The sequence below is a fragment of the Micromonospora sp. S-DT3-3-22 genome, from assembly GCF_015354745.1.
In the GTDB taxonomy this organism is placed as follows: domain Bacteria; phylum Actinomycetota; class Actinomycetes; order Mycobacteriales; family Micromonosporaceae; genus Micromonospora; species Micromonospora wenchangensis.
Window position 1 is genome coordinate 1 of sequence record NZ_JACGMO010000137.1, and the last position, 20517, is coordinate 20517.

15 protein-coding genes are annotated in these 20517 nt (G+C 75.2%); 8 read left to right on the forward strand and 7 right to left on the reverse strand.

From position 1 onward, the window contains the following. Positions 1 to 245, forward strand: a 245-nt coding sequence (locus H1A17_RS28865; protein ID WP_228544419.1) for a hypothetical protein, incomplete at its 5' end; no start/stop codon positions are given. 137 nt (positions 246 to 382) lie between these two features. Next, positions 383 to 979 (forward strand): ATP-dependent Clp protease proteolytic subunit, encoded by a 597-nt coding sequence (locus H1A17_RS28870; protein WP_145917736.1) that lies wholly within the window; start codon positions 383 to 385, stop codon positions 977 to 979. A gap of 404 nt (positions 980 to 1383) precedes the next feature. On the opposite strand, the gene H1A17_RS28875 is transcribed toward H1A17_RS28870, so the two are convergent. Then, the gene (locus H1A17_RS28875; protein ID WP_194823365.1) at positions 1384 to 2364 is read right to left on the reverse strand and encodes a zinc-binding dehydrogenase; all 981 of its coding nucleotides are present in this window, start codon (positions 2362 to 2364) and stop codon (positions 1384 to 1386) included. Positions 2365 to 2573: 209 nt separating this feature from the next. Between H1A17_RS28875 and H1A17_RS28880 the strand changes: the two genes are divergently transcribed. The 5 genes from H1A17_RS28880 to H1A17_RS28900 all read left to right on the forward strand — a co-directional run bounded on the left by H1A17_RS28880 (position 2574) and on the right by H1A17_RS28900 (position 9534). Further along, on the forward strand, positions 2574 to 4289 hold the full coding sequence (locus H1A17_RS28880; protein ID WP_194823366.1) for a non-ribosomal peptide synthetase: 1716 nt from the start codon (positions 2574 to 2576) through the stop codon (positions 4287 to 4289). Then, positions 4286 to 5986, forward strand: coding sequence for an AMP-binding protein (locus H1A17_RS28885; RefSeq protein ID WP_194823367.1), 1701 nt, complete (start codon positions 4286 to 4288; stop codon positions 5984 to 5986). Before H1A17_RS28880 ends, H1A17_RS28885 begins: the two co-directional genes overlap by 4 nt. Continuing rightward, the gene (locus tag H1A17_RS28890; protein ID WP_194823368.1) at positions 5983 to 7227 is read left to right on the forward strand and encodes a condensation domain-containing protein; all 1245 of its coding nucleotides are present in this window, start codon (positions 5983 to 5985) and stop codon (positions 7225 to 7227) included. Before H1A17_RS28885 ends, H1A17_RS28890 begins: the two co-directional genes overlap by 4 nt. Further along, a complete protein-coding gene (locus tag H1A17_RS28895; RefSeq protein ID WP_194823369.1) occupies positions 7218 to 8219 on the forward strand; it encodes a MupA/Atu3671 family FMN-dependent luciferase-like monooxygenase in 1002 nt (333 codons plus the stop codon). The genes H1A17_RS28890 and H1A17_RS28895 overlap by 10 nt, the downstream gene beginning before the upstream one ends. Positions 8220 to 8340: 121 nt before the next feature. Further along, positions 8341 to 9534 (forward strand): cytochrome P450, encoded by a 1194-nt coding sequence (locus H1A17_RS28900; protein ID WP_145917730.1) that lies wholly within the window; start codon positions 8341 to 8343, stop codon positions 9532 to 9534. Between the two features lie 105 nt (positions 9535 to 9639). Here H1A17_RS28900 and H1A17_RS28905 read toward each other — a convergent pair whose 3' ends face one another. Continuing rightward, positions 9640 to 10266 (reverse strand): response regulator transcription factor, encoded by a 627-nt coding sequence (locus H1A17_RS28905; RefSeq protein ID WP_145917729.1) that lies wholly within the window; start codon positions 10264 to 10266, stop codon positions 9640 to 9642. 482 nt (positions 10267 to 10748) lie between these two features. Between H1A17_RS28905 and H1A17_RS28910 the strand changes: the two genes are divergently transcribed. Further along, positions 10749 to 14282, forward strand: coding sequence for a BTAD domain-containing putative transcriptional regulator (locus tag H1A17_RS28910; RefSeq protein ID WP_194823370.1), 3534 nt, complete (start codon positions 10749 to 10751; stop codon positions 14280 to 14282). On the opposite strand, the gene H1A17_RS28915 is transcribed toward H1A17_RS28910, so the two are convergent. The 5 genes from H1A17_RS28915 to H1A17_RS28935 form a co-directional block, all read right to left on the reverse strand. Continuing rightward, positions 14272 to 15696 carry a hypothetical protein gene (locus H1A17_RS28915; RefSeq protein WP_145917727.1) on the reverse strand — a complete coding sequence of 475 codons (1425 nt, stop codon included), beginning with the start codon at positions 15694 to 15696 and terminating at the stop codon, positions 14272 to 14274. The genes H1A17_RS28910 and H1A17_RS28915 overlap by 11 nt on opposite strands. A gap of 12 nt (positions 15697 to 15708) precedes the next feature. After that, the gene (locus H1A17_RS28920; protein WP_145917726.1) at positions 15709 to 17034 is read right to left on the reverse strand and encodes a hypothetical protein; all 1326 of its coding nucleotides are present in this window, start codon (positions 17032 to 17034) and stop codon (positions 15709 to 15711) included. Between the two features lie 126 nt (positions 17035 to 17160). Then, positions 17161 to 17907: a hypothetical protein gene (locus tag H1A17_RS28925; RefSeq protein ID WP_194823371.1), complete on the reverse strand. Its 747-nt coding sequence runs from the start codon at positions 17905 to 17907 to the stop codon at positions 17161 to 17163. Positions 17908 to 17921: 14 nt separating this feature from the next. Beyond that, positions 17922 to 19343: a hypothetical protein gene (locus H1A17_RS28930; protein ID WP_194823372.1), complete on the reverse strand. Its 1422-nt coding sequence runs from the start codon at positions 19341 to 19343 to the stop codon at positions 17922 to 17924. A gap of 112 nt (positions 19344 to 19455) precedes the next feature. Further along, the coding region (locus H1A17_RS28935) for a zinc ribbon domain-containing protein (RefSeq protein WP_228544420.1) at positions 19456 to 20517 on the reverse strand (1062 nt) is incomplete at its 5' end.

Sequence of the window (20517 nt, forward strand, 5' to 3'; positions counted from 1 at the left end):
GCGGCGGCATGCCCCCGACCCTCGGCGGCGGCACCGGGTCGACCCCCGGCGTCGTGCTGTCGGCCCGTGGCGGCGGCGTGCTGTCGACCGTCGGGGGTACCGGGATCGGGTTCGCGGTGACGACGGTCGCCACGCCCGCCCGGGGGGTCGCCGTGGCGTCGACCGCCCGCCCCGCCGCGCGTACCACCGGGGTGCCGGCGCGGCGGTGGACCCGGACGGGCCGACGGCGGCTGCCGGTCGGGTAGGCCGGCCGGGTTCTGCCGACGGCGGATCTGCCGGGGGCAGAAAGGCTGGGGCGGTGACCGCCCGGCGGCGCAGGCTGGACCCGCCGGTTCCCGGGGCGGAGCGAGGTCGCCCGCCGGCGACGCGGAGGGTGGTCACCATGATCGGGTACGACGTGCGCATGCTGGACGGCGGGCAGCCGGCCTTCGGCGACCAGGTCTTCGAGCGGCTGCTGCGGGAACGCATCATCTTCCTGGGCACCGAGGTCACCGACGCCTCGGCCAACCAGATCTGCGCGCAGATCCTGCTGCTCGCCGCCGAGGACAGCGAGCGGGACATCTACCTCTACATCAACTCGCCGGGTGGTTCGGTCAGCGCCGGCATGGCCGTCTACGACACCATGCGGTACGTCCGCAACGACGTGGCCACCCTGGCGTTGGGGCTGGCCGGCTCGATGGGGCAGTTCCTGCTCTGCGCGGGGGCGGCCGGCAAGCGGTTCGCCCTGCCGCACGCGCGGATCATGATGCACCAGCCGTCCGGGGGGATGGGCGGCACCGCCGCCGACATCACCATCCAGGCGGAGAACATGCTGCACGTGAAGCGGACCATGCAGGAGCTGATCGCCCGGCACAGCGGGCGCACCCTCGACGAGATCCAGGCCGACTGGGACCGGGACCGGTGGTTCACCGCCGAGCAGGCCCGGGAGTACGGCCTGATCGACAAGGTGCTCGCCCGGGTCGACCAGCTTCCCGGCTGACCGTGACCGGCCCGGGACGTCGCCGGGCCGGGGCGATGCCGGGCCGGGGCCCATGTGCCGACGGCCGGCGGCGGGTGCCGCCGGCCGTCGTCCGCGCGTCGGGTCGGGGTCCCCGGCGGAGGTCCGCCGGGAACCCCGCGCGCTGCCGGTAGCCCGCCGGGGCGGCTAGCCGTGGAGCCGACGGCGTCCACAGTCGTCGGACCCGCCCCCTCGTTCGGGTCCGACACCAGCCGGCCGTACCGCGACGGACGCTCGTCGATGCGGGAGAGCGTAAGCGGCACGGGAGTTCCCGCGCGGGCGAATACGGCGGAGCGCATTTCCCACAAATATCGTTACATCGACGCGGCTCATCGGCCACCGCTGCCGCGAAGCGGGGCGGCGACGGGCCCGGACGACCGGCGGGATCACCCGCCGACGGTCAGCACCACCTTGCCCAACGCCCGCCGCCCCTCCAGGGCGGCGTGCGCGGCAGCCGCCTGCGCCAGCGGGTACGTCGACACCAGCGGACGCCACCAGCCACGACCACCCAGCTCCACCGACCGGGCCGCCAACCCCGCGATCCCGCCCGGCCGGTCACGTACCCGCTGCCCGAGCCACCCGACGGTCAGGCTGCGCTCCACCAGATCCGCCGTGCCGACCCGGGTCGGCTCCCCCGCCGACCAGCCGAACATCACGAACCGGCCGCCTGCCGCCGTCGACTCCAGGGCGGCCCGGCCCACCGCCCCACCGACCCCGTCGTACACCAGGGTCGGCCCGCCGGCCCGCGCCCGGACCAGGTCCGTCCAGTCCGGCCGGTCGTAGTCGACCACCACCACGTCCGCACCCAGCTCGGCGAGCCGGGCCGTGCGGTGGGCGCCCCGGGCCGTGGCGACCACCGTCGCGCCGACCGTCCGGGCCGCCTGCACCAGCAGCCAGCCCATCCCACCGGCCGCCGACAGCACCAGCACCACGTCGTCCGCCGTCGGCGGCTCCGACTCGAAGACGCCGAGGGCGGTCCGGCCCGTTCCGACCAGCGCCACCGCGTCGGCGAACGCCATCTGCTCCGGTATGACGTTAAGCGACTCGACCGTGGTCACCGCCTGCTCGGCGTACCCTCCGGGGACCATGCCCAGGTGGGCGACGACCCGCCGGCCCCGCCACGCCCCGTCCACCCCGGCCCCGACGAGGTCGACCGTGCCGGCGACCTCGCGGCCCGGCACCGTCGGCAGCGCCGGCAGCGGCAGCGGGCCACCCGCCTCGCCCCGGCGCAGCGCGGTGTCGAGCAGATGGACCCCGCTGGCCGCCACCGCGATGCGCACCTGCCCGGGGCCGGGTGCCAGGTCGGGCAGGTCGTCGAGGACGAGATTGGTGGCGGGACCGAACCGGTGGAGGCGAATCGCACGCATGGCCCCATCCGACAACCTGCACCGGACATGAGGTCAAGGGCCGGGCGGGACCGCCGGTCAGGGGCCGCCCGGCCGGCGGACGTCGACCACCCCGGGCCGGACGGAGCGCCCCCGGCCTGCCCGCCACGCCTTGACCCGCCGGCACGGTCGTGACAGCCTCACCGATAGATCGACGTGCATGGCTGGGTGAGTCGACGAGGGGGTCGCCGTTGCGCGGCACGGACTTCGCCACGGTGAGCGACCGGGTGTCCAGCCTGGCCCGCCGGTTCCCGCACCGGGTGGCCCTGGCCGACCGGACCGCAACGGTCACGTACGCCGAGCTGGAACAGCGGGTGGACACGCTCGCCGGGACGCTGGCCGGGGCCGGAGTCGGGCCGGCGACCATGGTGGCGGTCGTCCTGGAACGCGGCCTCCCCCTCGTCACGGCGGCCCTCGCCACCTGGCGCAGCGGCGGCGTCCTGCTTCCGCTCGACCCGGCCAGCCCGCCGTCCTGGAACCAGGCGGTCGCGACGGCGGCGGACGCCACCGTGGTCGTGTCGACGTCCGTGCTCCACCGGGCACCGGGCATGCGCCAGGTGGACCCGACCCGGCCCGGGGCGACACCCCCGGGTGACCTGCCGGCCACCGTCGACCCGACGGGGCTGGCCTACGTCATCCCCACCGCCGGCACGACCGGCACCCCGAAACTGGTCATGATCGGCCACGACGCGGTCGCCAACCTCCTGGTCGCCCAGCGGCGCTGGTTCGGCGAACTCGGCGACGACGCCCGCGTCCTGCTCCACTCCGGCCCGGCGGCGGACGGCTGGGTCTTCGAACTCCTGCTCGGTCTCGGCGCCGCCTGCCCGCTGGAGGTCGCCGACCCGGACTCGCTGGTCGGTGCGCCGTTGGCGCGGCTGCTCGCGGAGCGGGCCGTCACCCACGCGATCCTGCCCGCCGCCGTGCTCGACACCCTGCCGGAGGACGACCTCCCCCGGCTCCGCACGGTGCTCAGCGTCGGCAGCCCGTTGTCGCCGGCCACGGCGCGCCGCTGGGTCGACCGGTGCGAGCTGATCAACGGCTACGGGCCAACCGAGGCCACCGTGGCCAGCACCCTGCACCGGGTCACCCCGGCCGACACCGCAGGCGAGCACGTGCCCGTGGGCCGTCCGATCGCCGGGCACGACGTCCTCGTCGTCGACCCCGACGGACACGTCGTCGCCGACGGCCGGCCCGGTGAGCTGGTCATCCTCGGCGTCGGCGTCGCGCGCGGCTACCTGAACGCCCCCGACCTCACCGCCGAACGGTTCCGCATGCTCGACGGCCGCCGCTCCTACCGCACCGGGGACCGGGCACGCCGGGACGCCGACGGCACGGTCCACCTGCTCGGTCGGCTCGACGCGCAGGTGAAGGTACGCGGCTTCCGGGTCGAACCGGCCGGCGTCGAGGCGGCGCTGCGGCGGCTGCCCGGGGTCCGGTCGGCGGCCGTCTCCCCCGCCCCGGCGGACGCCGACCCCGTGTCGCTGGTGGCGCACGTCGTGCCGGCACCGGGTTACCACCCCTCCGGTACGGCGCTGCGGGCGGCCCTCGCCCGGGCCGTCCCCGCCCACCTGGTGCCGGACCTGGTCGTGGTGGTGGACACCCTGCCGCTCACCGCCGCCGGCAAGGTCGACCGGCGGCAGCTGGCGGTGCCGGCGCGGCCCCGACCGCCGCACACCCCGACCGAACGCGCGATCGCCGCCATCGTCGAGGAACTGGTAGGCGTCGACGGGGTCGGCCTGGACGACGACCTGACCGACGTCGGCTGGCACTCGCTGCTGACCACCCAGGTCGCGTTCCGGATCGAACGGCGGCTGGGCATCCGGCTCACCATCGAGGAGATCATGCGGGCCGGCACCGTGGGACGGATCGCGGCGGTGGCCGGCGACCGGACACCGGACGCCCGATGAGCGGCGGGCCGACCGTGCCCGGCCTGCTGCGGCAGCGTGCGGCGGACACCCCGGACGCCGTCGCCCTGTGCCGTCCGGACGGCTCGGCCCTGACCTTCGGCCAGTGGGACCGGTCGGCGGACGCACTCGCCGCCGCACTCGTCACCGACGGGCTGCGGGTCGGCCAACGGGTCGCGCTGCTCTTCGACGAACGGGAGTGGTTCGGGTTCGCCACCGCGTTCTGCGGCGTGCTGCGGGCCGGTGGGGTGGCGGTGCCGCTGTCGGCCCGGCTGCCACCGGGGCAGCTCGTCGACCGGGTCACCGCCGCCGGGGCGGTCGGGACCATCCGGGAGGGCTGCGCCGTCCCCCCGGAGCTGGGTGGCTGGCAGCGCGGGCCGGCCGGTGCCGACGCCGCCGCCGTCCCCGACCGGGCCACCCCGGACGGCCCGGCCCAGATCATCTTCACCTCGGGGACCGAAGGGTCGGCCCGGCCGGTCGTCGCCACCCACGGCAACCTCACCCACGGGCACGACGCCGCGCCCGGCCGGCGGCAGCTCGCCCACTCCCGCTACTTCCTGCACGCGTTCCCGCTCGGGACGAACGCCGCCCAGACCATGCTCCTCACCGGCCTGGCCGCCGAACCCGCCGCGCTCGTCGTGCCCCGGTTCGACGCCGCCGAGGTCTGCGCCGCCGTCGAGGAGTTCCGGGTCGGCACGCTCTTCCTCGTCCCGGCGATGGCCCGGGAACTGCTGGACTCCGGCGAACTCCACCGCCGTGACCTGTCGTCGGTGGTGCTCGTGGGAACCACCGGCGACGTGCTGCCCGGGTCCGTCGCGCGGGCCCTCGCCGACGTGCTGCCGTACGCCACCATCGTCAACACCTACAGCTCGACCGAGGCCGCACCGGCCCGGACGACGATGGTGTTCGACAGCCGACGCCCGGACGCCGTCGGCCGGGGCGCGGTACGGATCACCGACGACGCCGGCCGGGAGGTCCCCGCGGGCGAGACGGGTCAGGTCTGGATCGGCTCCGACGCGCCACCGCGCCGCTACCTCGACGGCGGCGACACCGGGACGTTCCGCGCCGGCTGGACCCGTACCGGCGACCGGGGCCGGCTCGACGACGAGGGCTACCTGCACCTCGCCGGCCGCGACTCGTCGACCATCCACTCCGGCGGGACGAAGGTCTCCCCGCTCACCGTCGAACAGGCGCTGCGCGAACACCCCGACGTCCGGGACTGCGCGGTGACCGCCCTCGCCGACCCGGTGCTGGGCGAACGGCCCGCCGCCGTGCTGGTGACCCGTACCGGTGCCGTGCCGGCCGACCTGCGGACCTTCCTCGCCGGCCGGCTGTCCGGTGCGGAGATCCCGCAGCGGGTCGTCTGCGTGGCCGCGTTGCCGCGCAACGACGGCGGCAAGGTGGTCGTACGGGCGCTGCGCGACCTCTTCCCGCCGGCCGGGTCGACGCCCACCGCCGAGCCGGTGACCATGGTCGAACGGCGACTGGCCGACATCTGGGCCGCCGTGCTGGGGGTGGCCGCCGTGGGCCGCGACGACGACTTCCTCGCCCTGGGCGGGAACTCGATGTCGGCGTTGCGGCTGGCCCGCCTCGTCGCCGACCAGTTCGCGGTCCCCACCCCCGTGTCGGCCCTGTACGCCCGGCCGGGCCTGGCCGAGCAGGCCGCCTGGATCGCCGACCGGATCGCCGGATCGCCGTGACGCGTCTCGTGCCGACCTCACCGCTGCAACGGGGCGTCTGGTTCAACGAGCAGGTGGCCGCCCTCGGGTCGGCGTACACGGTCGCGGTCACCGCCGACCTGCGCGGCCCGGTCGACGTGGGCCGGCTGGCGCGGGCCTGCACGGCGCTGGCCGCGCGGCACCCGCTGCTGACCGCCGGCTGCCACAACCTCGACGGCCTGCCCTGGCTGGCGGTCGACGAGCACCCGCTGACGCTCACCGTCGAACGGGTCACCGACGGGACCGTCCGGGGGCGGGTCGAGCGGGCCGCCCGCACCCGGTTCGACCTGTCGGCCGGGCCGCTGGCCCGGGTCTGGTGGTTCGCCCTCGCCGACGACCGGGGGGTGCTCGTCCTGGCCGCCCACCACCTGATCGTCGACGGCGGGTCCAAGGACGTGCTGCTGCGGGACCTGGCCGCGCGCTACGGCCACGACGCACCGGCGACGGCGGCGCACCCCGCCTGCACCGGGGACCCCGCCGGCCCCGGGGAGCACGGGCCACCGGAGGACCTGGTCGTCGCGGCCGCCGAGTACTGGTGGCGGAACCCGCCGCGACCGGTCGACCTGCCCGGCGGTGCCCGACGCGGGGACGCGGTCGTCCGTCTCCTCACCCCCCGGACCCGGGCGCTGCTGGCCGGGGCGGCCGTCGCCCTGGCCGCGACCCGGTTCGAGCTGCTACTCACCGTGCTCGCCGGCTGTCTCGCCCCCGCCGACGGGCCCACCTCGATCGCGCTCGAACTGTCGGTGCGTACGCCGGCCGAGGCGGGCCGGATCGGCATGTACGTCAACGAGCTTCCGCTCACCCTCCCGACGCCACCGACCGGCCCGTACGCGGCGGCGCTGGCGACCGTCCGTGCCGGCCTGCGCCAGCTCTACGCCCACCGTACGGTCCCGTTGGCGAGGTGCCGGCCCGGGACGCGGCCGTTCCTGGCCACCGCCGCCGTCTCGGTCAGCTACCGGCGGATCGCCCCCGGCCCGGTCTTCCCCGGCCTCGCCACCACCGTGGACTGGTCGCCGTTCAACGGGGTCGCCCGCAACGCCCTGCACGTCATGATCGCCGACGGTGAGCAGACCCGGGTCACGTTCCAGTTCCCGGCGTCGGCCGGGGCACGCCGCCGGGCCGACGCCCTGATCGACCACGTCCTGGCGGTGCTCGACCGCAGCCTCGCCGCGCCGGAGTCACCCGTCGTCCGGCCGTCGGAGGAGCCGCCCCCGTGGACCTGAGCCTGTTCTTCTTCTCCGCCAGCACCGACGACGCCCACGACCTGATGCTCGACGGCGCACGGTTCGCCGACGAGCACGGCTTCACGGCGGTCTGGACGCCGGAGCGGCACTTCCACGGGTTCGGCGGCCCCTACCCGAACCCGGCGGTGACCGGCGCCGCCGTCGCGGCGGTCACCCGGCGGGTCGGCGTCCGCGCCGGCAGTGTCGTGCTCCCCCTGCACGACCCGTTGCGGGTGGCCGAGGAGTGGGCGGTGGTGGACCGGATCTCGCACGGGCGGGCCGGGGTCGCGTTCGCCTCCGGCTGGCACGCCGTCGACTTCGTCCTCGCCCCCGACCGGTACCCGCACCGCAGGGCGGAACTGCCGGAGCTGATCGACCAGGTGCGGTCCCTGTGGCGGGGCGGCACGGCGGCACGCACCGACGGCACCGGCAGCCGGGTCGACGTCGAGGTCTTTCCCCGGCCGGTGCAGGCCGACCTGCCGGTCTGGATCACCAGCGCCGGTGACCTGGCCACCTTCGAACTCGCCGGGCGGCTCGGCGTCGGCGTCCTCACCCACCTGCTCACCCAGAGCCTCGACGAGCTACGTCCCAAGATCGAGCGGTACCGGCGGCTGCACCCCGGGCGCGGTCAGGTCACCCTCATGCTGCACACCCTCGTCGGGCCGGACGACGCGGGCGTGTCCGCGCTGGCCCGGGAGCCGATGACCCGCTACCTGCGGTCCTCGCTCGACCTCGTGGCCGGGATGCTGCCGGGTTCGGCGTTCCACGACGGCACCGTCACCGACGACGAGGCGGACTTCCTCATCGGCCGGGTGCTCGACCGGTTCCTCGCCGAACGCGGGCTGTTCGGCTCGGTGCCGACCTGCGCCCGTACCCTGCGCCGGCTCGCCGACGCGGGCGTCGACGAGGTCGCCTGCCTGATCGACTTCGGAGTGCCGGCCGAGGCGACCAGAGCCGGCCTCACCCACCTGGCCCGGCTGGTCGGGCGGTGACCCCGGCGGCGGACCCCCGTCCCGCGCGCACCGGCAGCGCCCGCGCCACCGCACGCCAAGCGGTGCCGGTCCCCGCGCCGGCCGGTGCCCACCCCCGCGTCCGCCGACCGAAGGAGCGCTGATGGACGACGACGACCTCCCCGCCTTTCCGCTGCCGCCCGCGTCGGGGCTCGCCCCCGCCGCCGACTTCGCCCGGCGGCGCGAGCAGTGCCCGTTCGGCCGGGTCCGCCTGCCCAGCGGCGACAGCGCGATCCTGCTCGTCCGGCACGCCGACGTCGCCGCCGCCGTCACCAGCCCGGCGCTGTCCCGCAACCACCTGCTCACCGACGCACCGAGGCGCAGCGGCGAACCCAACTTCCTGTACGACCCGGATCTGCTGATCAACCAGTCCGAACGGTCCCACGCGGCGGTGCACCGGGTCGCCACCCGGGCGATGAACCACGAGCGGGTCGCCGCCCACCTGCCGGTGGTCCGGCAGGTCGCCGACGCCCTCGTGGACGCGATGACCGCCGACGGCCGCCGTGGGGGCGAACTCGTCGCCGGGTACACCGACCGGCTCCCGCTGCTGTCGATCACCCGGCTGCTCGGCATCCCGGCCGACGACTGCGACCGGATCCGCCGCTGGTCGGGGGCGTACACCCACTCGCATCCCGGCACGCCGCAGGAACGGGCCCGGCTCGTCGCCGAGTTCGGCGAATACGTACGCGGGGTCGTCTCGGGCGGATCGGACGCCGCGCTGCTGGCCGACCTGGTCGACCCACCGGACACCGGCATCCGGCTGTCGACCGACGAGTTGGTCAGCCTGACCAGGCTGATGCTGTCGGCGGGGGTGGAGGCCCCGGCGACCGTGCTCGGCCGGGCGATGCTGCGGCTGCTGGGGGACGACGCCGCCGACTGGCGGGCGTTCGTCCGGCGGCGGACCGACCCCGCGGCCATGGCCGACGAGCTGCTCCGCCTGGTGTACGCCGGCAACGTGGCCGCCCTGCGGACCGCGACCACCGACCTGGCGCTGCCCTCCGGAACCGTGCCCCGGGGCACGGCGGTGCTCCTCGCCTGGATCTCCGCGCTGCACGACCCGGCGGTCTACCGGCAGCCGGAGGCGCTCCTGCCGCACCGCGACGGCCCGAAGTTCGTCGGGTTCGGCGGGGGCCGCCACTACTGCCCGGGTCGGCGGCTCGGCCGGGCGATCCTGGCCGTGGGGCTGGACCGGCTGCGGGCCCGACTGCCCGGTCTGCGCCTCGCCACCGACGGGCCGTTCCCCATCGCGGAGCGGGAGGTGGGCGGGATGGTCACCACGCTGCCGGTGCGCTGGTAGCGCCGGCCGGCGAGGTCGACCAGGTCGGCGTTACCCTTGATCAGCCAGGCGCCCAGGTCGTCGTGGGTCACCCGCCCGTCCGCCACGTCGGGTCCTCCTCGACCGTCAGATCAGCCCCTCCCGGACCGCGTACGCCACCGCGTGCGTACGGTTGCGCAGCTGGAACCGGCTGGTGATGTCGTGCAGCACGTTCTTGACGGTCCGCTCCGAGTAGCTCAGCCGGGTCGCCACCTCCCGGGTGTCCATCCCGTCCGCCACCAGCCGCAGGATCTCGCTCTCCCGCACCGAGAGCCCGTTGACGTCGATGCCGCGCGGGGCGAGCACCGTCTGCTGGAGCCGGGTCACCTGCTTGACCAGCAGCCCGAGCACTTCCGGGGGCATCGCCGCGCCACCGGAGGCGGTGCTGACCACGAGCTGGGCGAGCCGGTGCCCGGTCGCCTCGGCGCGTGAGGCGAGGGCGCGTACCCCCAGTTCCACCGCGGGGATCAGGGCCGAGTCCGACTCGACGGCGGCGACCAGTACGAACCGCCGGCAGCCCAGCCGGCGTACGGCCCGGAGCACGTCGAGCGTGCCGTGGTCGAGGGTGTCGGCGGCGACCACGCCGACGGTCTCGGCGGTGATCATCTGCGCGGGCACGACCTCGATCTCGGCCCGGCCGCGCAGCGCCGCGGTGATCCCGGCCGTGGAGATCGGATCGGGGGTACGGATGTAGGTCTGGGCACGTCCGTTCATGGCGGTTCCTTAGCTTCCGGGCTGAGTCGAGCGTCAGCTGCCAGGCTGCCGTTCAGCAGGGGGACAGATGGGTGGTCCGGAGGCCGGTGCCGTGCGGTTCCGTGACCGGGTGCAAGTCGCTTTCGCCGAGGTGGACACCGGCCAGCGGGTGGTGGCGGTGTCCGTGGTCCACGGTAGAGACGGCGGCCGGCCGCGCACTGGAGGCCGGCTGGACGCCGTCGAATCGACATCCTTGCCAGGCGGCAACGTTTTGAGCTGCCCAAATGCCCGACCGTCCAGAAGCGAGCCGCCGGAGCACCGGCAGAACCGGCAGAACCGTTGCCCCGACGGGCGTCCGCTGCTGCCCGATCGGCAGGTTTCGGCCGTGTGCAACCCGGTGATTGAGTGTCGAAGATCATGGTCATCCGACCGGTCAACCGGCAGAATCATGTGCTGGCCGCGCTGGTGGGAAGGACGCGCAGCCATGACAGGGAGGCCGGTTGATGGCCGACAGCGGTGGTGAGATCCGACGACGACGGCTGGGTGCCGGGTTGACCCAGGAGCAGTTGGCCGAACGGGCAGGAATCAGTGTCCGGGCGGTGCGCGACATCGAACAGGGCCGGGTCCGCAACCCCCGCGCCGAATCCCTCCGACGCATCGCCGACGCCGTCGGGCTGCCCCACCTCAAGCCGCCCGGCCCCGCACCACCCGCCGCGTCGGCACCCACCCTCCGCATCGACGTGCTCGGCCCGCTGCGCATCCAGGTCGGGGCCGAACCGGTCGCACTCGGCGCCAACCGGCAACGGATGCTGCTCGGCCTGCTCGCCCTGCACCCGGACACGATCGTGTCCCGCCACGAGATCGTCGACGTGCTATGGGGGCACGACCCGCCGGACAGCTGCCTGAACCTCGTGCACACCTACGTCGCCCGGCTGCGCCGGGTGCTGGACCGGCCCGGGAACGCCGGCACCACCATCACCCACGTCGGTGGCGGCTACCGGCTCCGGGTCGACCCCACCCAGCTCGACCTCAGCGAGTTCGCCACCGTGATCGAACGCGCCGAGGGCAGCGTCGCGGGCGACCTGGCCAGCCTGGACCGGCTGGCCGGCGCACTGGCGTTGTGGCGCGGGCCTGTCCTGGCCGACGCGGCACCGGGCCTGGCCCAGCACCCGACCGCCGTCGCCCTGAACCGCCGCCGCATCGCCACCGCCGTCACCTACGCGACGCTCGCCGTCGACCTGGGACTGCCCGACCGGGCGGTCCGGGAGCTGCACGCCGTGGCCCGCCACGAACCCCTGCACGAACAGGTGCACGCCCGGCTCATGCTCGCCCTGGCCGCGTGCGGCCAGCAGGCCCGGGCGCTGACCCTGCACCGTAAGCTGCGGGACCGCCTCGCCGAGCAGCTCGGCGTGGAACCCGGCCCGGAACTCCGCGAGGCGCAGCTGCGCATCCTGCGGCAGGACCTGCCCCGGGTGGTCGCCCGCCCGGCCGTCGGTGACGCCCCGGCCGTACGCCCCGGGACCGCGCCGCACCGGCCCGAGGCGTCACCGCCGGCCCGCCCACCCAGCCACCGCCCACCGGCACAACTACCCCCCGACGTCGCCTACTTCACCGGGCGCAGCACCCAGATGGCCGCGCTCGACGCGCTGCTGACCGGGGAGACGGCGACCCGGGGGCCGGTGGTCATCTCCGCCATCACCGGAATGGCCGGGGTCGGCAAGACCGCCCTGGCGGTGCACTGGGCCCACCGGGTGCGTCGGCACTTCCCGGACGGGCAGCTCTACGTCAACCTGCGCGGCTACTCGACGGCCAGCCCGGTCCGCGAGGAGGAGGCCCTGGCCGGGTTCCTGCACGCGCTCGGGGTACCGGCCGAGCAGGTGCCGGTCGACGCCGGGCAGGCCGCCGCGCTGCTGCGTACCATGCTGGACGGTCGCCGGATGCTGGTGGTGCTGGACAACGCCGCCAGCGCCGACCAGGTGCGCCCGCTACTACCGGGCAGCGCCGGCTGCCTGGCGTTGATCACCAGCCGGGACCGGCTCAGCGGGCTCGTCGCGGTCGACGGCGCGCGCCGCATCGACCTCGACGTGCTCACCGCCGCCGAGGCCGGCACCCTGCTCACCCGGATCATCCCGACCGAACGGGTCACCCGCGCCACCGAGATCGCCGAGCTGGCGACGGTCTGCGCCCGGCTGCCGCTGGCCCTGCGGATCGCCGCCGCCAACCTGATCGACCAGCCCGACCAGTCGATCAGCGCGCACACCGCCCGGCTGACCGCCGGCAACCAGCTCGCCGACCTGCGTATCGAGGGCGACGACCAGGCGGCCGTCCGGGCGGCCTTCGACCTGTCGTACGCCGCCCTGCCCGCCCCGGCGCGGCGGCTGTTCCGGCTGCTGGGCACGGCACCCGGGACGGACGTCACGGTGGCCGCCGCCGCCGCGCTGGCCGGGATCGACGAGCCGACGGCCGCCCGCGAGCTGGACCGGCTCGCCGCCGCGCACCTCGTCGGGCAGGTGGCACCCGGCCGGTACACGTTCCACGACCTGCTGCGGCTCTACGCCCGGGAACGGGCCACCGCCGAGGATCCCGGCCCGCAGCTGCGGGCCGCCACCGGGCGTCTCTACGGCTGGTACCGGCAGCGCACCGAGGCCGCCGCCGTCGCCGTCTACCCGCACCTGGTGCGGTTGCCGCCCGACGGGACGGGACCGGTCGCCGGGGCGTCGCCGTTCCCCACCTCCGCCGGGGCGATGGCCTGGCTGGAGGAGGAGCACACCAACCTGATGCGGGTGATCGCGCACGCCGCCGAACACGACGCCGACCCGGCCGCCTGGCGGATCCCGGACGCGCTGCGCGGCTACTTCCAGTTCCGCCCGCACCGCGACGGCCTGGTCGCCGCGACCAGCGCGCTGCGCGCCGCGCAGCAGGCCGGCGACCATGCCGGCGAGGCCGCGAGCCGGCTCGGGCTGGCCAGCCTGCACCTGCGTCGCGGCGAGTACGGGGTGGGCCTGTCCCACGCCACCGCGATGATCGACGCGGCGCACCGGGCGGCCTGGCCGGAGGGCCTGGCGGCGGCGTACGGCACCTGTGGGCTGGTGCACCTGCGGGCCGGCCGGCTGGCCGAGGGGGCCGAGCTGACCCGGCTCGCGGTGAGCATCCACGAACGTCTCGGCGGCCCGGAACGGCTCAGCACCAGCCTCGGCAACCTCGGGGTGATCTACCGGGACATGGGACGGCTCCGCGAGGCAGCCGAGGTGTTCCGGCAGGCGTTGGCGTTGACCCGCAGCACCGGGATGTGGATGAGCACCGGGATCAGCCTGAGCAACCTGGGCGAGGTGCAGCACGCCCTCGGCCAGCACGACGAGGCCCTCGACCACCTGCGGGAGGCGCTGGAGCTGAGCCGGCGCACCGGCTACCGGCCGACCGAGACGGAGAGCCTGCGCCGGCTGGCGGCGCTGCGCGCGCAGACCGGTGACCTGGGCCCGGCGACCGAACTGGCGAACGCCGCGCTGGCCCTCGCCGACCTGATCGGCGATCCCGCCCAGCAGGCCGCCGCCCGTAACGTGCTGGGCGCGATCCACCTGCGCAACGGCGATCCGGCCGCGACCACCGAACACCGGCGGGCGCTCGACCTGGCCCGCGCGGGCGGGGCCCGGGGTGAGGAGGTCGAGGCGCTCATCGGGCTGGCCGAGGTGCACCGGGACACCGATCCGACGGAGGCGGTCGCGCTGGCCCGGCAGGCCCGCGCGGTGGCCCGCGCCGCCGGTTACCGGGTGTGGGAGGGGCACGCGCTGATGGTGGCGGCCGAGGCGCTGCGGGCCACCGGCCCGATGACCGCCGCCCGCACCGCCGAGGAGGCGTTGGCGACCCACCGGGAGACCGGTCACCTGCTCGGCCAGGTCCGCGCGTTGCGGCTGCTGGTCGCGCTCGGCGCGGACGGCGGCGTCGACGCGGCCCAGCAGGCCACGTACCGGCGGGAGATCGCCGAGTTGTCCCGGCGGCTGCGGCCCGCCCGCGACGAGGACCTGCCGGTCAGCCCGTGACGGTGAACCGGCGGCGGCTCTCGTCGTCCAGCGGGGTCAGGGTCGGCCGGCCGGTCCCGTCCACGTCGAACGCCAACCGGCCCTCGACCGGGACGGTGTCGTCCTGGTGCGACGCGTGCCAGCCGATCCGTAGTCGCGGCGCGCGGTCGTCGCCGCCCGGTTCCCAGTCGGGGGTGAGCACCAGCCGCGTCCACGCTCCGGTGCTGTTGCGCACGGCGTCCGGGCCGGGCCCGCCGTCGGCCCCGGACACCAGGAGCGCGACCTGCCGCAGGCCGGTGTGCCGCCGCCCCCGGTGCCACAGCACCGGCCACGCCTCCCGGTTGGCCGTCGGGTCGTCGCCGTAGTAGGCGTCGACGGGCGCGTCGCCGCCCTCGGGGGCCCGGTGGACGGTGCCGCGGTCGACGCCGGGCGGGGCGACCAGGAAACGGTGCATGGTGAACCGGAGCCCCAGCAGCAGCCGGACGCCACCGGCCCGGCCCGGCCCCCGGTCGGCCCGGTAGGCCAGCAGCAACGCGCCGGGTTCCGGGGCCGCCGGGTCCAGCATCGCCGTCCGCTGCTCACCGGTCGCGTCGCGGACCGTCAGCGTCTGCGGGCCGTCCAGCCCGTCGAAGCCGGTCACCACGACGGTGTCGTCGGCGTACGGCGTCAGCCGGGGCCCGGCCGACTCGGCCGGGGCGGCGGTGAGCCCGGTCGCGTGCCACACCGGGCGGGCCGAGTCGGGTCGCCGGGCGGCGGCCGGCGGCACCGGCGGCCGGTCGTGCACCCCGGCGTCGACCGGCGTGACGAGGAAGTGGGTCCGGGTCGCCAGGGACCGGTCGGCCACCTCGAACAGCCCGTCGCTGTGCACCAGGAACGACCCCACCTCGTCGTGTTCCGGGGTCAGCAGCACCCCGTCGACAGTGGTCCGTTCGTGGTGCACCCGGTAGCCGACCCGGACCGCCGGCATCGTCCCGTGGCCGGCCTCCAGCCGGGCGGTGAACACCAGCGAACCCACCTCGTTGAACTTGTTGAACGGGTTGCGCCCGGCCGTGACGGCGTGCGGCGACACGCTCAGGTCGGCGACGCCCCAGCAGGGGAAGGACGCCAACGCGGCCTGCCGGGACGACGCCGGGCCGGCCCCGACGTCGGCGGCCACGTAGTCGAAGGTGGTGAACCGGACCAGCAGGTCCACGCAGACCCGCTTCGGGCCGGTCGGGCCGCCCCGCCGACGCAGGTAGCGCAGCCAGTACGAGTGCCGCCGCTGCCGGTCGCCCCGGACCATCCCGGTGCCGGCGAGGTAGGGCTGCGCCGGGGTGACCAGGTCCCGCAGCGTCGCCTGCTCGGGGAAGCCGGCGCCGCCGAACCCGGTCACCGTGAAGGCGTCACCCACCGGCGGGTCGGGCCGGTACCCGACCAGCCGCATCCGACTCGGCACAGTGTCCTCCGCTCAGTTCGTCACGGTCAGGTGCCGGTAGGTCTGCTCGTCGCCGAAGCGGACCACCGGCCCGCCGGAGGTGTCCACGGTGATCAGGAACGCGCCGCCGAGCGGTGTGCCGGGGCCCGTGGCCGGGGCCACCGCCACCTCGGACCAGCGGACGAGCAGGCCCGGCACGTCGCCGTCCGGGCCGTCGTACCACTCGGGGACGAACCGCAGCCGCGAGCCGACCGTCCCGGGCGGGGTGGGGTCGGCGTCGTCGGGCAGCGGGCGCAGCGACACGTCGGCGAACCCGGGGTGCCGGCGGCCGTGGTGGAAGACCACGGCGTCGGCGAACTCGTTCGACTCGACCAGGTACGAGCAGGTGAGCAGGCGCAACGCGAGGCGGGCCCGGACCCGACCGGCCCTCGGGCCCTCGGCCGGGTCACCGGGCCGGGCGTACTCCACGATCATGCCGTCGTCCCGGGTGTCGACGCCCATCGACGCGCGGTACCAGCGCGGATGCCCGTCGTGCCACACCTCGATCTGCGGCGGGCCGGCCACCCGCTCGAATCCCTGCACCTCGACCGCGCCCCGGCGGGCCCGCCCGGTCAGCACCCGCATCGCGGTGACCGGCGGCGGGACGGTGACGCCGGTGGCCTGGTAGACGGTGAGGCTGCGGGTGGGCGGCGGGTCGGCCCCGACCAGCGGCCGCCCGTGCACCGCGCCGCTGACCGGGACCAGCCGCCACGACGACGGCCCGGACGCCGGTTCCAGCGTGATCGCGCCGTCGCTGTGCACGGTCAGCGCCCCGGTCTCCTCGTGGCCCGGGGCGACCGCCGGACCGAGCACCGGGTTCTCCGCGTGCCGGACCCGGTACCCGATCCGGATCGCGGGCACCGGGGCACCGGTGCCGGCGGCGGGGGCGGACACCATCGTCGGCTCGAAGACGAGGTGGCCGGGGTCGTTGAACTTGTTGAACGGATTCCGGCCGCCGGCACCGGTGTCCCGCAGCGCGATGCTGAGGTCCTCGATCCCCCACAGGCCCGGCGGCGGTGCCGCCGAACGGGGCGAGTACCGGTCGGTGCCGGGGCGGGGCTGGTAGGGGAAGGTGCCGAACCGGACCAGGAACTCCGCCGCGACCAGCTTGCGACCGCCCGGCCCCTGGTAGCGGTAGCGCAGCCAGTAGCAGTGCCGGTGGGTCCGGGTGCCCCGGTCCAGCCACACCGCGCCGTCGAACTCGTCGGGCCACAGTTCGTCGGCGAGGAACTCCCCGACCGGCAGGCCGGCGTCCCGGAAGCCGGTCACGGCGAACCGGTTGCCGGACAGTTCCTCCGGCTCGTACTCGATGCTGGTCACGGGGTGACGTCCCTGCTCGACCGGTCGACGGGACCCGGGCGCGACGATGGCCGGTCGGTCCATCGGGCCCGCCGGTGCCGGGCCGGGAACCGCTGGTGACGTGGTCCCGGCCCGGCACCGGTCGGGTCACACCAGGTCGTACTCGCGGGCCAGGTACTGGAACTTCTCGACGGTCAGCACCGTGGCCAGGACCCGCTGGTCGGCCACGGAGAGGTCGTCCACCTCGTCGTCGACCACCCGGTCGAGCACCTCCCGGGCGGTCTCCGGGTCGAGGTCGGCAAGCGGCTCCGGCGTCGGCCCGACCTGGTCGGCCGGCCCGACCTGGTCGGCCGGTTCCGGTTGCCCGGTGGGGTACGCCGACCCGTCCGGCCCGTGGTCCTGCTGCCCGTAGCCGTCCTGGTCGTAGCCGTCCTGCCCGTAGCCCTGCTGGCCTTGGCCGTGCTGGTCGTGTTCCTGCTGGCCGTAGTCCTGCCCGGCCTGGTCGTAGCCGGCCTGGTCGTAGTCGTGCTGGTCGTAGCCGTCCTGGTCGGCGGCCTGGTGCGCGGCGGCGATCCAGTTCTGGGTCACCGAGTCGATCACCCGGGCCATCTCCGTCGCCGGCTCACCCATCTCGTCGACGGCGAAGATCTGCACCGGCGGGAAGGCGCCGGCGTGGTGGTAGACGGTGTCGTAGAAGTCGGCCAGCCAACCGTTGCGCTGGTACCACCCCGGGTCGCCCCAGCCCTGCCCGAGCAGGTCCGGCACCAGCTCCCAGCCGGCCTCCGGCTGCTCGGCGAGGATGCCGTGCGCGCTGACCGCCGCCCAGCTCAGATAGGCGTACGCGTCGTCGAGGCCGGCCGGGCCGGTGGTGTCGAAGGTCTCCGGATAGTTCATCGGTCGTCTCCCCCTCAGCCCGTGACCGTGAAGTACTTGTTGCTGTCGGCGTCGAGCAGGCGGAGCACCGGGCTGCCGGACGGGTCGATCCCGAGGCGGAACTGCCCCTTGTTGCTGTGCTGGCGGCTCCGCCCGTCGGCGCCGGCGTGCTCGGCCGTCCAGTCGATGCGTAGCTGCACCCCGACCTGCCCCGGCACCTCCTCGACGTACGGCCCGAAGAACAGCGTCGACTCCTCGTGGTGCCGGTTCTTGACCGCGTCGACGTCGTACTGCCGGCCCTTCTCGCCGACCACCGCCGGATCGCCGCGCCCCACCTCCAGCACCTGCAACGAGACGTTGCGGAAGGCGGTGTAGCGGACCCCGCCCACGTAGACGATCTGCCGGTGGCCGTTGTCGGGCGCGGTGACGTACGGGACCATGGTGAACCGCAGCAGCAGCAACGTTTTGATCTTGGTGCGGACCTTCCGGCCCAGCACCGCGCCGTCGCGGACGTACTCCAGCCGCAGCGACGCCTCGTGCCCCTCGTCGTCCGCCGCCGTGGCGACCACCGGCGGTTGACCGTCGTTGCGGACGGTGACGGTGTTCGGGCCGTCCATCCGCTCGAAGCCGATCACCTTCATGCCCTTGTGCTCGTGCGGGTCGAGCATCCGGCCCCCGTGGTCGATCCCACCCAGCTCGATGCGTTGGGCCCTGAGCACGCCGGTCGTGACCGGCTGGCCGTCCTCGTCGTCCGGCACGACCCGGGTCGGGCGGTCGTGCACGCTGCCGCTGAGCGGGGTGATCCGGAAGTGCTTCTCGGTCCGCCCCTCCCCCGGGTTGATCTCGAAGCTGCCGTTGCTGTGCACCAGGAACGCGCCGACGTCGTTGTGGCTCAACCCGAGGGGCGCGCCGAGGAGGTTCTTCGCCTGGTGCTGCACCCGGTAGTTGATCCGCAGGTGGGGCATGCCGTCGTTGACGGCGGCCACGTCGAAGGTCAGGCTGCCGGACTCGTTGAACTTGTTGAACGGGTTCCGCCCCCGGCCGGTCGCCATCAGCGACACGCTCAGGTCGGTGATCCCCCAGAGCGGGTAGTCGCGCAGGATCGCCCGCTCCTGCGCGGTCGGGCCACCCTCACCGTCCTTCGGTACGTAGTCGAAGGTCGTGAAGCGCACCAGCAGCTCCACGCAGACCCGCTTCTTGTCGGTGACCCCGATGCCCCGCCGCAGGTAGCGCAGCCAGTAGACGTGCTGCCGGGACTGGCCGCCCTGGACCATGACGAGCTGGCCGTGGGCGATCGGCACCGGTGAGATCAGCTGGTTCAGCGGCACCTCGGTCCGGAACCCGGCGTTGCTGAACCCGTTGACCTGGAACACCCCGTCCGTCAGGCCCTTGGCCTGACCCTGCGCGAACCCGATCATGTTCGCGGTGGTGTTCAGGGCGATGGCGACTTCTGTCACGGATACACCTCCGACGTGGGACCGTCGGGCCGGTCGGCCGACGGTGGTGGTGGTTGTCGGGTGCCGCCGCCGGAGCCCGGTGCCCCGACGTCACCCGCTGCCCGGCGACCGCTCACTCCCGGGCGAAGAACTCGAACTCGCTGACCGTGACGTCGGTGCCCTTCTCGGCCCGGTGCACGTCGGTGACCTGGATCTGCACGCTGGTGACCCCGTCGGCTTCGTCGAGGCTCAACGTCTGGGGCTCCCCGGTGTCCTCGACGGTGAGGGTGTCCGACCGGTTGGTGGAGTAGACCAGGTGCAGGGTCATCGGCCGGTGGGTCGCGGTGTAGTCCTCGGCCGTGCCGGCGGTCACGATCAGCCGCTCCAGGTCGACCTTCGCCGCGAAGCGCAGGGTGACCGTCGGCGGCTTCTCCCGGTCCCAGCGCACCTGCCAGTGCGTGTTGCGGTACTGGTCGACGCTCAGCTCCGGCCCGTGGTCGCGGACCGACGCGCCGCCGGTCACCTCCACCGGCCGGACCGCCACGAACCGGGGGTTGATCTTCCGGTCGACCCAGTCCCGCGCCCCGGTCACCGGCCCGGAGACCGCCCCGTTGACCCGCTCCCGCAGCGGCGGATAGATCAGGTACGCCACCCCGATCGCGAAGAGCAGCACCGCGGCGACCGCGTTCGACCGCTGGTAGACGGCGTGCAGCACGCCACCGACCCCACCCGCTCGGCCGCCGCCGGGCGCGCCGGGGCGGGTCCCGGCCGCGGTGACCCGGGGGCCACGGCGCGGCAGCAGGCGCTGCCACCAGCGTCGACGCACCACCTCGGCGGTCCGCAGCGAGTCACCGCACCGGCTACAGAAGCGGCGGGTCGGCGCGTTGCCCTCGCCGCACTCGCCGCAGATGAGGTCACCGGGTTGCCGCCGCCGGGCGGACGCCTTCGCGCCGACGGTGGCCACCCGGGGCCGGACCGCCTGCGGGCTGACCTCCTCGGGCTCGACGGACGCGGCGGCGGTGGCCCGGGAGCCGACCCGCCCGCCGGTGGCCGGCGCGCCGGGCAGCACGGAGTCGACCGACCCGTCGGCGGCGACCAGGGCGCTGGTGTGCGGCGCGGCACGCGTGTCGCGCCGCCTCTCCATCACCGGGCCGCTCCCCTGGTCGGTCGGGTGATGCGGGAGCTGACCGCCGAC

Bases quoted from the DNA above. Each gene is read 5' to 3' on its own strand.
- H1A17_RS28870 (WP_145917736.1), top strand. From the start codon at position 383: ATGATCGGGTACGACGTGCGCATGCTGGACGGCGGGCAGCCGGCCTTC.
- H1A17_RS28875 (WP_194823365.1), bottom strand. From the start codon at position 2,364: ATGCGTGCGATTCGCCTCCACCGGTTCGGTCCCGCCACCAATCTCGTC.
- H1A17_RS28885 (WP_194823367.1), top strand. From the start codon at position 4,286: ATGAGCGGCGGGCCGACCGTGCCCGGCCTGCTGCGGCAGCGTGCGGCG.
- H1A17_RS28900 (WP_145917730.1), top strand. From the start codon at position 8,341: ATGGACGACGACGACCTCCCCGCCTTTCCGCTGCCGCCCGCGTCGGGG.
- H1A17_RS28905 (WP_145917729.1), bottom strand. From the start codon at position 10,266: ATGAACGGACGTGCCCAGACCTACATCCGTACCCCCGATCCGATCTCC.
- H1A17_RS28910 (WP_194823370.1), top strand. From the start codon at position 10,749: ATGGCCGACAGCGGTGGTGAGATCCGACGACGACGGCTGGGTGCCGGG.
- H1A17_RS28925 (WP_194823371.1), bottom strand. From the start codon at position 17,907: ATGAACTATCCGGAGACCTTCGACACCACCGGCCCGGCCGGCCTCGAC.